Source organism: Flavobacterium ichthyis, assembly GCF_009915155.1.
In the GTDB taxonomy this organism is placed as follows: Bacteria; Bacteroidota; Bacteroidia; order Flavobacteriales; family Flavobacteriaceae; genus Flavobacterium; species Flavobacterium ichthyis.
The window spans coordinates 1-13,021 of sequence record NZ_JAABLM010000002.1; the positions used below are offsets into that span (position 1 = coordinate 1).

Below are 13,021 nucleotides of genomic sequence, written 5' to 3' on the forward strand. Positions count from 1 at the left end.
ACCCCTACTCGTTTAGCCCCGGCCGCAGGGAAAGCTCCCAGATTTTTTTTCTTTTTCTGAAAAAAAATCCGGAGCTGGAATAGGACGGGAAATTGCCATTACTGATACAAAACGGTGATTCGCTCCTTATATATAGTAACAAATTTAATTTATTGGGTGCGTTGATTGTCGGCTAAGACTAGTTTTAGTGAGTTGATATAGTCGGTATCGAACTCGATGACGCGAACTTTGCTGGTTTTGATGGTCATTTCACCATCGAATATTGCATCTGGAGAGAGAAATTCGATTGTGAAATCTTTTAGGTCGATGTTGGTTAGTTTGCCGAGATAGACCGTTTTGTCCGATCGTTTGGCGATTTGGAAAATGGAATATTTGCGGGCGATGAATGTGATAATGGTTTTAAAATCCAACAATGGAATGGTTTCTTCGGTGCTTGTGTTGAGTTTTTTGAGCTTAATGACACGTTCTGTAAATTCGTGATCGTCGTCTTGGATGATGGATTTTAAATTTTTGTTCCTTAATATAGTATAGCCGTCAACGATAAAATCGATGGGGTTGTTACGCAGGAGTATCCAATCTTCTGTGAAATCGATTAGAAATCCGGTAAAAATTTCTTTTTTGTCCTCAAATTCTATGGAAATTAGTTGGCGGAGGTATTTTTCCATTGGTGGTTTTGCTAGATTATTTCGATTGGAGCGCTTTTCTACTGTTTTTTCTAAATTTTAAGTTGGACTTTTGCCAATTTTATAATGCCAGGGCCAAGTATGTGAGGCTTTCCATTTTTTTTTAATGACTAAGTTAGTTTGTTGCAAAATTCCGAATGATTTGTTTTAACCGATTGTCAAACTCAGGATTGCTGATCACATTTTTTTCTGAATCAAAATTTTCGTTGAATGAAGGTAAGCTAAAAGTATCTTTGATGTTTCCACCGTATTTTGGCAAACTTATTTTGGCAGCTTCAATAACATTTTTCCCACCTCCTCTTCCTGGAGATGTGGCGAGAAGTAGCATTGGCTTTTCGCGAAATACTAATTTATCGGTGCGAGAAGCCCAATCGTAAATATTTTTAAAAGCGACACTAAAACCAGCATTATGTTCTGCAAGTGAAATTACTAATATATCGGCTTGGTCTAATTTTTCCAAAAATTTAGTAGCTAATTCGGGTTTTCCAATTTCTGCTTCTTTATCGACACTGAAAAGAGGTAATTCAAAATCATTCAAATCTAAAATTTCGACATCCGCATTTTCGAACAAGCCGGCAGCATAAGTGGCTAATTTCTTATTAATTGATTGTTTACTAGAGCTTCCTCCAAAGGCTATTATTTTCATTTTTCTGTTTTATTAAGGGATTCTTTAGGTTCTACAATTTCAAAAATTTCTTTTTGGATTTCTACCGAATAATCATTTGGTGAAATATTTCCTCCGAAAGCTTTTGCGTAAACCTTTGTAAATTCTGCTCCAAAATACAAAATAATTGCTGAATAGTAAACCCAAACTAAAATTAAAATTATCGATCCGGCGGCTCCATAAACCGAAGCAACATCGCTGTTTCCTAAATAAAGACCAATCGCAAATTTACCTATCATAAATAAAATAGCAGTGCAAGAAGCTCCAATGAAAGAATCTTTCCACCTAATATTACCATCAGGCAAAGCTTTAAAAATAATGGCAAAAAGCAGTGCAATTATCGCAAACACTAATACACTATTTAATATGTAAAACAATACAACAGTACCTTCTGGAAAATATTGAATGAGGCGATCGCTTAATAAATCCATAACTGTATTAATGAGTAAGCTTACTAACAGCAAAAATCCTACTGATGCAATCATGGAAAAAGACATGAGTCTATTAACAATAAATTTTTTAATGCCTTTATTAGGCTTTGCTCTTAATCCCCAAATAAAATTAATTGAACTTTGAATTTCGGCAAAAACTCCACTAGCACCAATAAGCAACATTACAATTCCAAAAATGGTGGCAAACATATTGCTCTCTGAAAGCTCGACATTTTTTATCGCCTGCTGAATTTGTGCAGCTGCATCGTTTCCAACCAAGCCGTTTATTTGACCATACAATTCACCTGATACCGCATCTCTCCCAAAGAAAAATCCGCAAATCGTTATAATGATAATCATCAATGGCGGCAACGCAAAAATGGTGTAATAAGATAAAGAGGCACTTAATTTTATGGCGTTATCGTCCAAAAATTCATTAAAAGTTGTTTTAAGTAAATACCAGGTTCGAGAAAAAAGAGTTTTGTATTGCAAAATAAATTTTTGTTAGGGTGTTATACTCAAATTTACCGCTAAAAATGATAAAACTAAAAATGTTTAAAAGATTTTTAAGAAACATATGCAATAATTTATTCAAGTTCAGCAATTTCAACAAATTTATATTTAAGTATTATAAAACGTTTTCGGAGTTTAAAAAAATTATATTTGTAGCCAGAAAATAATTGTTTTTATGGAAGAATGTATTTCTGTTTTTGATATGCTAAAAATTGGTGTTGGTCCTTCAAGCTCTCATACGTTGGGACCCTGGCGAGCGGCCGAACGTTTTCTTGCAGAACTCAGAGAAGAAAATTTACTTCACAATGTTGAAAGAATAAAAGTAGATTTATTTGGCTCGCTTTCCTTAACCGGAAAAGGTCATGCTACAGATTTAGCAGTAATGCTGGGTTTGAGTGGTCAAGACCCTGAACATATTCCTGTTCAAAACATTGATGGCATTATTAAATCGATTGAAAATAATAATGAAATTAAACTTGCTGACGAAGTTGTGATTCCGTTTAGCTTTCTTCAGGATATTGTTTTTAACAAAAATTTCCTTCCTTTTCACGCCAATGGAATGACTTTTACAGCCTTTACCAAAGACGATAAAGAGTTCGAATCGACCTTCTACTCTATCGGTGGCGGATTTGTGGTGAAAGAAGAACGAGCGAATGCTAAAGAAAAAATTAAAATCAAATGTGCTTTTCCATTTCCCATCCAAAATGCGGTTGAACTATTAGATTATACTATCTCTGAAAACAAAAGTATTTCTGAAATTGTATATGAAAACGAAAAATCAATGCGTTCGGAAGAAGAAATTCATACCGAATTGATGCGAATTTGGAACACCATGCTCGAATGCATGTACATTGGTTGTCATTCCGAAGGCATTCTTCCAGGGGGTTTGAACGTTCGTCGTCGTGCTTTTGACATGCACCAAAATTTAATTGGTTTATCAAATTATAATAATCCTCAAGAATGGCTCGAAACGATTAGAAAAACGGAAGTAAAATTCCGCCAAATTCTAAAATGGGTAAGCTGTTTTGCTTTAGCTGTCAATGAAGTCAATGCAGCTTTAGGTCGAGTGGTTACCGCTCCAACCAATGGAAGTGCTGGCGTAATTCCGGCCGTTTTGATGTATTATATGGTAATCGAAAATCATCAAGCTACCGAAAAAGAAATCAAACAATTTTTAATGGTTGCCGGCGAAATTGGAAGTGTCTTCAAAAAAGGAGCTACCATTTCTGCAGCAATGGGTGGTTGTCAGGCCGAAATTGGCGTGTCGTCTGCAATGGCGGCAGCCGCTTTGTGCGAAGTGATGGGTGGAAAACCAGCACAAGTCTTGATGGCTGCCGAAATTGCAATGGAACATCATTTGGGCTTAACTTGCGACCCAATTGGCGGTTTGGTGCAAATTCCATGCATCGAAAGAAACACAATGGGAGCGATTAAAGCCATAAATGCAGCCGAATTGGCTCTGGAAACTGACCCTAAAAATGCAAAAGTTCCTTTGGATAAAGTAATCAATACAATGTGGGAAACCGCAAAAGATATGAATACGAAGTATAAAGAAACTTCTGAAGGGGGTTTGGCAATTAGTGTGAATATGGCGGATTGTTAAATTTAAGTTGAAGGTTTTGGGTTGAAGGTTAAAGGTTTTTATACTAAATAATTATTGCTACTATTGAACTTTCGATTATTCAAAACATTAATTTTGCATAAAAATTCCCGCTTTGAAAAACATCCTCATCATAGACGACGAAGAAAAACTTCGCGGACTTCTAGCTCGAATCGTAAAATCAGAGGGTTTTGACGTAATCGAAGCTGGCGATTTAAAATCGGGGTATAAAAAATTAGAGCAAAACGATATTGAGGTTGTGTTGTGTGATGTAAAATTGCCCGACGGAAACGGTGTCGATTTTCTTGAAAAAATCAAGTCGAATTTCCCTTTAGTTGAAGTGATTCTATTGACAGCTTACGGAAAAATTGCCGATGGTGTCCAAGCGATGAAAAACGGTGCTTTTGATTATATCATAAAAGGCGATGACAACGATAAGATAATCCCGCTTTTGTACAAAGCTTTAGAAAAATCGGAACTTCAAAAGAAAGTTCAAAAATTAGAAAAACGCATCTCTGATAAATATTCCTTTGATACCATCATCGGAAAATCGAAAGCATTAGAACAAGTAATTGATTTAGCCAAAAAAGTAGCCAAAACTGATTCCACTGTTTTATTAACGGGCGAAACCGGAACGGGAAAAGAAGTTTTTGCACAAGCGATTCACGAAAACAGCAATCGAGTTGGCAAATCTTTCGTGGCCTTAAACTGCAGTACGTTTAGCAAGGAAATTCTTGAAAGCGAATTATTCGGACATAAGCAAGGTGCTTTTACGGGAGCCTTGAAAGATAAAAAAGGTTTTATTGAAGAAGCCAATGGCGGCACTTTATTCCTTGATGAAATTGGTGAAATGCCTATCGATTTGCAATCTAAATTACTTCGTGTGTTAGAAACCAATGAATATATTCCGGTTGGCGATACAACTCCAAAAAAATCAAATTTTCGACTAATTGCAGCAACAAACCGTGATTTAAAAACGGAAAGTGAAAACCATAATTTTCGTTCCGATTTGTATTTTCGGTTGAATATTTTCGAAATTACTATTCCGCCATTGCGAGAACGAATAAAAGACATTTCGCCTCTTACAAGCTATTTTGTCAAGCAATTTTCTGCTAAAACCAATAAAAAAGAACTCCAAATCTCGCCTGATTTCCTTCAAAAATTAGAAGCTTATCATTGGCCTGGAAATGTTCGTGAACTCAAAAATATCATAGAGCGTTCGGTAATTTTAGCAGATGAAAGCTTAACTCCAACTGTTTTGCCGTATGAAATGCAACACATTCAAGATCATTCTAATAAAACAATGTCGGCTTTCTCCATGCAAAGTATTGAAAAATTGCATATTCAGAAAGTATTAAATTATACAAAAGGCAACAAAGCCGAAACCGCACGATTATTAGAAATTGGGATTGCTACTTTGTATCGGAAAATTGATGAATATAAATTATAAATTTAACTGATAAATTTAACTGATAAATTTAACTGATAACCCTTTCAGAGTTTAAAACTCTGAAAGGGTTGCTTCAAAATACTTCCAAAACGATAAAAGCCTATCAAAATGATAGGTTTTTTCATGCTCAATTTTTGGCACATCAATCACAAAACCAACAATCACAACACGTTGCATTATTTTCTTTTTATTGGAACAGCTTTTGGCATTAGGCGAATGAACATAAAAATTCATTCAATGAAAAATCAAGTTACCACCATTTACAAACAAGCCGAACGATTTGCTGAAATTACAAAATCAGCCATTGTTTCAGGAAATATTGTAAGAGCGAAAAAATGTCTGGCTTTAGCCGAAAAATTATTTGCTACCGGAAGTTACGAAACTAAAAATGCCATTTCTAATGTGTATGTTTTCTCGGTTTCTACTTTTATGGAACTGCGTCATTGCAGTATCTCCAATCTATTTCCACAATCACTCAAAGCGGAATATCTAAAACAAATAAACACTTCTGGAGTATGATGGCAATTGTCCTAACTGCAAGCGGATTGATTCTATTCGCCTTGTTTTTTAAAATGATTCAATTCTTTGAAAAAATCTAATTTATGATACTACTTTTCATCATCGCCATAGCGGTTTTTGTTTACATCTGCTATGTTTTAATTAACCCCGAAAAATTTTAATTGGAATTTAGAATTAGCAGAATTATAGACAAACTAGTCTAATTCCTAAATCTAAAATCCTAAATCCTAAATAAAAATATGAACTCTGAACTACTCGGAATTATCGTTATGTACGGATTGGTCGTGCTTTTGGCCATACCGCTTGGTCGATACATCGGCAAAATATTCAATCATGAAAGCACTTGGTTGGACAAAATTTTCAATCCAATCGATAAAATATTCTTTAAAATTAGTGGCATCAATCCATCCAAAGAAATGAACTGGAAACAGCATTTAATAGCACTATTGACTATCAATCTCGTTTGGTTCATCATTTCGATGTTGGTCTTAACCAATATGGCTTGGTTGCCTTTAAATCCCGATGAAAATCCATCTATGAGTGGCGATTTGGCTTTTAATACCACAATAAGTTTTATTACTAATACCAATTTGCAACACTATTCTGGCGAAAGCGGTTTGTCGTATTTAGGTCAGTTGACTTTAATGCTTTGGCAATTCATCAGTTCTGGTTGCGGAATGGCGATTTGTGCCGCAGTTTTTATGGCAATGAAAGAAAAAACGTCTGCAACTTTAGGAAACTTCTATAGTTTTTTCGTGAGATCTTGTACAAGAGTTTTATTGCCTTTGTCATTTGTAGTCGCTACAATTTTGGTAATGAACGGAACACCAATGACTTTTGAAGGAAAAGATACGATTACAACACTTGAAGGTAACGAACAAAACATCAGTCGCGGTCCAGTTGCAGCTTTTGTCGCCATCAAGCAATTAGGAACCAATGGTGGTGGATTCTACGGTCCGAATTCAGCAAATCCTATGGAAAATCCAAATTACTTGACCAATATCGTTGAGAATGGTTCCATCTTTTTGATTCCGATTGCAATGGTTTTTGCTTTAGGATTTGTACTGAAACGCAAAAAACTTTCGTGGACAATTTATAGTGTGATGACTTTAGGTTTTCTGATGTTATTGATTCCTGCTGTAATAAGTGAAATGAACGGAAATCCTGCCATTTCCAATATGGGAATTGCTCAAGATATGGGAAGTATGGAAGGAAAAGAAGTCCGTTTTGGTTCGGCAGCTTCCGCCAATTGGGCAACTTATACGACGGTTACCAGTAATGGTTCTGTAAATGCAATGCACGACAGTATGACCCCAATTACAGGAATGACCACACTTCTCGGAATGATGATCAATTGTTTTTATGGAGGTGTTGGGGTTGGATTTTTGAATTTCTACATTTTTATCATTCTCGGCGTTTTCATCAGCGGATTGATGGTGGGTCGAACTCCCGAATTTTTAGGTAAGAAAATCGAAGCTAAAGAAATGAAAATCGCGATGATGATTGCTTTGTTACATCCTTTTTTTATTTTGGTTGGAACCGCTTTAGCAAGTCATTTATATGCTGGAAATCCAGAAGCTTTATCCGGTTGGTTGAACAACCCAAGTTATCACGGATTTAGTGAAATGTTATACGAATTCACATCATCGTCTGCTAATAACGGAAGCGGATTTGAAGGTTTAGGCGATAATACTCCGTTTTGGAATGTTGCTACAGGAATTGTGATGCTTTTAGCTCGCTATTTGCCAATCATCGGACCCGTAGCAATTGCAGGAATGTTAGCCCAAAAACAATACATTCCAGAAAGTAACGGAACCTTAAAAACCGACACTTCAACTTTCGGATTGATGGTTTTCGCAGTCATTTTTATCGTTGCTGCTTTATCGTTCTTTCCAGCTTTAACTTTAGGTCCAATCGCTGAATATTTTTCAGCCAAATAATTACAACTATCATGAGTACATCTCAAAATAATTTATTTCAAAAAGAGTTGGTCAGCGAAGCTTTCAAACAATCCTTCGTGAAACTCAACCCCAAAATAATGTTCAAAAATCCAATACTATTTACGGTTGAAATTGGAACAGCCATCATGTTTTTTGTCTGTCTTTTAATTCTTTTCTCCCCTCCTTTGGAATGGTCTGGGGAGGCTCAAGGAAGTTTCTTTTATAATTTCACAATTTTTCTAGTTTTATTTCTAACCTTGCTTTTTGCCAATTTTGCCGAAGCCATTGCTGAAGCAAGAGGAAAAGCACAAGCCGATAGTTTGCGAAAAACCCGTGAAGAAACACCTGCTAAATTAGAAAACGGTCAAACCATTTCGTCTGCTCAATTGAAAAAAGGTGACATTTTTGTATGCGAAACTGGAGATATTATTGCAACCGATGGAGAAATAATCGAAGGTTTGGCTACCATAGACGAAAGTGCCATTACGGGCGAAAGTGCTCCAGTAATTAGAGAAGCTGGTGGTGATAAATCATCGGTAACCGGCGGAACAAAAGTATTATCCGATAAAATAAAAGTAATGGCAACTTCTGAACCTGGCGAAAGTTTTTTGGATAAAATGATTGCCTTGGTAGAAGGTGCAAGCCGTCAAAAAACGCCAAACGAAATTGCATTGACAATTTTACTAGCTGGATTCACTTTAGTATTTATTATTGTAACAGTTACATTAGCACCATTTGCAAAATATGCGAATGCACCAATCACGATTGCAGCGTTTATTTCACTTTTTGTGTGTTTGATTCCAACAACAATTGGTGGATTATTATCCGCTATTGGAATAGCTGGAATGGACCGAGCTTTACGTGCCAATGTCATTACAAAATCTGGAAAAGCGGTAGAAACTGCTGGAGATATTGATGTTTTGCTTTTGGACAAAACAGGAACCATTACCATTGGAAACCGAAAAGCAACTGCTTTTTATCCAACAAAAGGAATTTCTAAAGAAGATTTTATCGAATCGGCTGTGTTGAGTTCGCTTGCAGATGATACGCCAGAAGGGAAAAGTATTGTGGAATTGGCTGGTCAAGATCTATCGAATAAATTATCTATCGATGGTGCAACTTTAATCAAATTTACTGCAGAAACCAGAACTTCTGGTGTAATATTGAAAGATGGTACTAACATTAGAAAAGGTGCTCAAGATGCGGCAAAAAATATTTCTGAAAAAGCTGGTAATTTGTTTCCAAAAGATATTGCACAGAAAGTGATTGATATTTCTTCTAATGGAGGAACTCCTTTGGTAGTCATCAAAAACAACGAAGTTCAAGGTGTAATTGAGTTGCAGGACATCATCAAAACCGGAATGAAAGAACGTTTTGAACGCTTACGCAAAATGGGAATCAAGACGGTTATGGTTACCGGAGATAATCCGCTTACGGCAAAATTTATCGCAGAAAAAGCGGGTGTTGATGATTTTATTGCCGAAGCAAAACCTGAAGATAAAATGAATTACATCAAAAAAGAGCAAGCCGAAGGAAGATTGGTTGCCATGATGGGTGACGGAACCAATGACGCTCCTGCCTTAGCTCAAGCCAATGTTGGTGTAGCCATGAACAGCGGAACTCAAGCTGCAAAAGAAGCCGGAAATATGGTGGATTTAGATAATGACCCAACCAAGTTAATCGAAATTGTAGAAATTGGAAAGCAACTTTTGATGACAAGAGGAACGTTAACAACCTTCTCCATTGCGAATGATGTGGCGAAGTATTTTGCCATCATTCCAGCGCTTTTTATCACAGCAATTCCAGCTTTGCAAGGTTTGAACATTATGGGTTTACACAGTCCTGAAAGTGCCATTTTATCGGCAGTAATCTTTAATGCGATTGCCATTCCGTTCCTGATTCCGCTTGCTTTACGAGGCGTTGCTTACAAACCAATTGGTGCATCGGCTTTATTGCGTAGAAATTTATTCATCTACGGAATTGGTGGCGTGATTGTTCCTTTTATCGGAATAAAATTGATTGATTTAGTAGTGTCAATGTTTATTTAAAAGAGAAAATAGAGTATGGAAAATAGAACACGGACAAATCTAAATTTAACTTAAAGAAAAACTTTGTGTCTTCGTGCCTTCGTGGCAAAATAAATAGAAATTATGAAATGAGCATTTTTGCGAATTACATAACACCATTAAAAATAATAAATATTTAGTTATGAAAGAAAATATACTACCAGCAATCCGGTTAACCGTTTTTTGTGCCGTGTTTTTCTCAGGACTTTACACCTTGATTATTCTCGGAATTGCACAATTCGCACCCAATCAAGGGAAAGGCGAAATTGTTGTCGTTAACGGAAAAAATCATCACATCAATGTGGCACAGAAATTTACAGATAATAAATACTTTTGGTCTCGACCATCAGCGGTAGATTACAATGGGGCTGGTTCTGGCGGAAGCAACAAAGGACCAAACAATCCTGATTATTTAGCCGAAGTTCAAACCCGAATCGATACTTTTTTATTGAAAAATCCATCGGTTAAACGTAGCGAAGTTCCATCGGAATTAGTTACAGCTTCAGGAAGTGGATTGGATCCAAATCTTTCGGTTCAAGGTGCCAAAGTTCAGGCGAAACGCATAGCTGAAAGTAGAAAAATTTCGGAAGAGAAAGTGTTGGAAATCATTCTGAAGAATACCGAAAAACCACTTTTAGGAATGTTGGGTACTGAAAAAATAAATGTGTTGAAATTAAATATTGAATTGGATAAATTAAAATAGTTATACAACTCTTTCAGGGTTTGAACACTGAAAGAGTTAAAATGACAGATAATAATTATAAAAATGAAAAAATTAATAATTACTGCTTTAGTAGCATTCGGTTGTACAACAATAAACGCTCAAGAGGCAGTAAAAGAAAACAGACCATTGACCTTTTCAGGATATGTGGAAACGTATTATAGTTATGATTTTGGAAATCCTGACAACCACATTCGACCTGGATTCATTTATAGTCACAACAAACACAACGAGTTAAACCTAAATTTGGGCTTGGCAAAAGTGAATTATGCCAAAGATAACGTCCGTGGAAATTTAGCCATTATGGCGGGAACTTATGCCGAATATAATTTAGCTGGCGAACAAGATTTATTGAAAAATGTTTTTGAAGCGAACGTTGGTGTGAAAATTTCCTCAAAACATAATTTATGGATTGATGCAGGAATTATGCCTTCTCACATTGGTTTTGAAAGTGCGATTGGAAAAGATTGCCAGACTCTAACGAGAAGTATTTTGGCCGACAATTCTCCTTATTATGAAGCTGGAGCAAAAATTGGCTACACTTCGCCATCAGAAAAATGGTATTTGAGTGCGATGTACTTGAACGGTTGGCAACGTATCCAGAAGATTGAAGGCAATCAAACGCCTGCTTTTGGAACTCAAATTACATATAAACCAACTGATAATACGACTCTAAACTGGAGTACATATATTGGAAACGAGCAACCTGATAACGACAGAAAATGGCGTTATTTCAATAATTTTTATGGACAATTTAAGTTTTCTGAAAAGATTAATTTAACTGCCGGATTTGATATTGGTGCACAACAAACCGTGAATGGAAGTAGCGATTATGACATTTGGTTTTCGCCAATTTTGATTTTGCAGCACAAGCCAACGGCTAAAACTCAAATTGCAGTTCGAGCTGAATATTACCAAGATGAACAAGGAGTAATTATCGCCACGGGAACTGAAAACGGATTTAAAACCTACGGATTTTCAGCTAATTTTGATTATTTAGTTTCCGATAATGTGATGTTCAGAATTGAAGCTAGAAATTTAGCAAGCAGAGATGAAGTGTTTATAAAAGATGGAAATCCGACGAATAGTAATACTTTTTTGACGACTTCATTGGCGATTTCATTTTAAATGAATGGTCTCGCAAAGATGCGAAGTAGCAAAGATGTTGATAGTATAACTTTGCGTCTTTGGGTCTTTGCGAGAAAATTTTGTGGCTAATAACATGGAACAAGAAAAACAAAATAACGCCCAACATTTCCTCGATTTAATCCAGAAATCACGCAAAGGAAAGTTTAAAATCTACATTGGTATGAGTGCTGGTGTGGGGAAAACTTATCGTATGCTTCAAGAAGCTCACACGCTTTTGAAGAATGGAATCGATGTTAAAATTGGTTATATCGAAACGCATTTTCGCAAAGAAACTCACGAATTGCTGGATGGTTTGCCTATAATTCCGAGGAGAAGTATTTTCTACAAAGGAAAAAACCTGGAGGAAATGGACGTTCAAGCCATCATCAATTTACGTCCGGAAGTTGTGATTGTAGATGAATTGGCTCATACGAATATCGAAGGAAGCAAAAATGAAAAACGTTGGCAAGATGTTTTGGAGATTCTGGAAGCCGGAATCAATGTGATTTCCGCGGTAAATATCCAACATATTGAGAGTTTGAATGAAGATGTAAAACGCATTACTGGCGTTGATGTTCAAGAACGGATTCCCGATAATGTGTTGCGATTGGCAGATGAAGTGGTAAATATCGATTTGACTTCAGAAGATTTGATTTCGAGGTTGAAAGCTGGAAAAATTTATACTGAAGATAAAATCCAAACGGCTTTGTCGAACTTTTTTAAAGCCGATAAAATCCTGCAATTGCGTGAATTGGCATTAAAGGAAGTTGCGAGCCAAGTGGTTCGGAAAGTAGAAAATGAAGTCCCAAAAAATCTGGCTATAAAGCATGAAAAATTACTTGCTTGTATCAGTAGTAATGATAAAACTGCCAAAATTGTAATCCGAAAAACGGCAAGATTGGCGAGTTATTACAACGGAAGTTGGTCTGTCTTATATGTAGAAACACCAAAAGAAAGCCCTACTAAAATTGCTTTAAATAAACAGCGTCATTTGATTAATAATTTTAAATTAGCCACACAATTGGGTGCCGAAGTCATCAAGATTGAAAGTTCAAATATTACCGAAGCAATGCTGAAAATCGTAGTGCAAAAAAACATCACAACGGTTTGTATCGGCAAGCCACATTTCAATTTATTTAAAGTAATTTTGTCCACCACTATTTTCAGAAAATTATTAAATAGCTTATCAAAATCAAATGTAGATTTAGTGATTTTATCCTAAAAAAAAAGACAGGAATTACACGAATTTCCACTAAATTAATCTGTAACAATCTGTATCAACTAATAAAATACAGCAACTTTAATT

General features: G+C 36.0%; 13 protein-coding genes. 9 read left to right on the forward strand and 4 right to left on the reverse strand.

From position 1 onward, the window contains the following. Positions 1–149 precede the first annotated feature (149 nt). The 3 genes from GV828_RS01685 to GV828_RS01695 all read right to left on the reverse strand — a co-directional run bounded on the left by GV828_RS01685 (position 150) and on the right by GV828_RS01695 (position 2,270). Complete coding sequence (locus GV828_RS01685) at positions 150–665, reverse strand: hypothetical protein (protein WP_166535735.1); 516 nt, start codon at positions 663–665, stop codon at positions 150–152. A gap of 133 nt (positions 666–798) precedes the next feature. After that, positions 799–1,329, reverse strand: a complete 531-nt coding sequence (locus tag GV828_RS01690; RefSeq protein WP_166535736.1) for an NADPH-dependent FMN reductase — start codon at positions 1,327–1,329, stop codon at positions 799–801. Next, positions 1,326–2,270 (reverse strand): YihY/virulence factor BrkB family protein, encoded by a 945-nt coding sequence (locus GV828_RS01695; protein ID WP_166535737.1) that lies wholly within the window; start codon positions 2,268–2,270, stop codon positions 1,326–1,328. The genes GV828_RS01690 and GV828_RS01695 overlap by 4 nt, the downstream gene beginning before the upstream one ends. A gap of 196 nt (positions 2,271–2,466) precedes the next feature. Between GV828_RS01695 and GV828_RS01700 the strand changes: the two genes are divergently transcribed. Further along, positions 2,467–3,894 (forward strand): L-serine ammonia-lyase, encoded by a 1,428-nt coding sequence (locus GV828_RS01700; RefSeq protein WP_166535738.1) that lies wholly within the window; start codon positions 2,467–2,469, stop codon positions 3,892–3,894. 112 nt (positions 3,895–4,006) lie between these two features. Then, the gene (locus tag GV828_RS01705) at positions 4,007–5,341 is read left to right on the forward strand and encodes a sigma-54-dependent transcriptional regulator (protein ID WP_166535739.1); all 1,335 of its coding nucleotides are present in this window, start codon (positions 4,007–4,009) and stop codon (positions 5,339–5,341) included. Positions 5,342–5,392: 51 nt separating this feature from the next. On the opposite strand, the gene GV828_RS01710 is transcribed toward GV828_RS01705, so the two are convergent. Beyond that, the gene (locus GV828_RS01710) at positions 5,393–5,575 is read right to left on the reverse strand and encodes a hypothetical protein (protein WP_166535740.1); all 183 of its coding nucleotides are present in this window, start codon (positions 5,573–5,575) and stop codon (positions 5,393–5,395) included. A gap of 3 nt (positions 5,576–5,578) precedes the next feature. Between GV828_RS01710 and GV828_RS01715 the strand changes: the two genes are divergently transcribed. The 7 genes from GV828_RS01715 (at position 5,579) to GV828_RS01745 (ending at position 12,937) form a co-directional block, all read left to right on the forward strand. Next, positions 5,579–5,860, forward strand: coding sequence for a DUF7674 family protein (locus GV828_RS01715; RefSeq protein WP_166535741.1), 282 nt, complete (start codon positions 5,579–5,581; stop codon positions 5,858–5,860). Between the two features lie 83 nt (positions 5,861–5,943). After that, a complete protein-coding gene (gene kdpF / locus GV828_RS13260) occupies positions 5,944–6,021 on the forward strand; it encodes a K(+)-transporting ATPase subunit F (protein ID WP_166535967.1) in 78 nt (25 codons plus the stop codon). Positions 6,022–6,099: 78 nt separating this feature from the next. Further along, positions 6,100–7,800 carry a potassium-transporting ATPase subunit KdpA gene (gene kdpA / locus GV828_RS01725; RefSeq protein WP_166535742.1) on the forward strand — a complete coding sequence of 567 codons (1,701 nt, stop codon included), beginning with the start codon at positions 6,100–6,102 and terminating at the stop codon, positions 7,798–7,800. 11 nt (positions 7,801–7,811) lie between these two features. Continuing rightward, a complete protein-coding gene (kdpB, locus tag GV828_RS01730; RefSeq protein WP_166535743.1) occupies positions 7,812–9,848 on the forward strand; it encodes a potassium-transporting ATPase subunit KdpB in 2,037 nt (678 codons plus the stop codon). A 160-nt stretch (positions 9,849–10,008) separates the two neighbouring features. After that, a complete protein-coding gene (locus GV828_RS01735) occupies positions 10,009–10,569 on the forward strand; it encodes a K(+)-transporting ATPase subunit C (RefSeq protein WP_166535744.1) in 561 nt (186 codons plus the stop codon). A gap of 63 nt (positions 10,570–10,632) precedes the next feature. After that, entirely contained in the window at positions 10,633–11,715 is a 1,083-nt protein-coding gene (locus GV828_RS01740; RefSeq protein ID WP_166535745.1) for a porin, read from the forward strand. A 94-nt stretch (positions 11,716–11,809) separates the two neighbouring features. After that, positions 11,810–12,937: a sensor protein KdpD gene (locus GV828_RS01745; protein ID WP_166535746.1), complete on the forward strand. Its 1,128-nt coding sequence runs from the start codon at positions 11,810–11,812 to the stop codon at positions 12,935–12,937. Positions 12,938–13,021 lie beyond the last annotated feature (84 nt).

What these genes read in the sequence shown, in the direction of transcription:
- GV828_RS01685 (WP_166535735.1), bottom strand. Translation starts at nt 665, where the DNA reads ATGGAAAAATACCTCCGCCAACTAATTTCCATAGAATTTGAGGACAAA.
- GV828_RS01690 (WP_166535736.1), bottom strand. Translation starts at nt 1,329, where the DNA reads ATGAAAATAATAGCCTTTGGAGGAAGCTCTAGTAAACAATCAATTAAT.
- GV828_RS01700 (WP_166535738.1), top strand. Translation starts at nt 2,467, where the DNA reads ATGGAAGAATGTATTTCTGTTTTTGATATGCTAAAAATTGGTGTTGGT.
- GV828_RS01710 (WP_166535740.1), bottom strand. Translation starts at nt 5,575, where the DNA reads ATGAATTTTTATGTTCATTCGCCTAATGCCAAAAGCTGTTCCAATAAA.
- GV828_RS01715 (WP_166535741.1), top strand. Translation starts at nt 5,579, where the DNA reads ATGAAAAATCAAGTTACCACCATTTACAAACAAGCCGAACGATTTGCT.
- kdpF (WP_166535967.1), top strand. Translation starts at nt 5,944, where the DNA reads ATGATACTACTTTTCATCATCGCCATAGCGGTTTTTGTTTACATCTGC.
- kdpA (WP_166535742.1), top strand. Translation starts at nt 6,100, where the DNA reads ATGAACTCTGAACTACTCGGAATTATCGTTATGTACGGATTGGTCGTG.
- kdpB (WP_166535743.1), top strand. Translation starts at nt 7,812, where the DNA reads ATGAGTACATCTCAAAATAATTTATTTCAAAAAGAGTTGGTCAGCGAA.
- GV828_RS01735 (WP_166535744.1), top strand. Translation starts at nt 10,009, where the DNA reads ATGAAAGAAAATATACTACCAGCAATCCGGTTAACCGTTTTTTGTGCC.
- GV828_RS01740 (WP_166535745.1), top strand. Translation starts at nt 10,633, where the DNA reads ATGAAAAAATTAATAATTACTGCTTTAGTAGCATTCGGTTGTACAACA.
- GV828_RS01745 (WP_166535746.1), top strand. Translation starts at nt 11,810, where the DNA reads ATGGAACAAGAAAAACAAAATAACGCCCAACATTTCCTCGATTTAATC.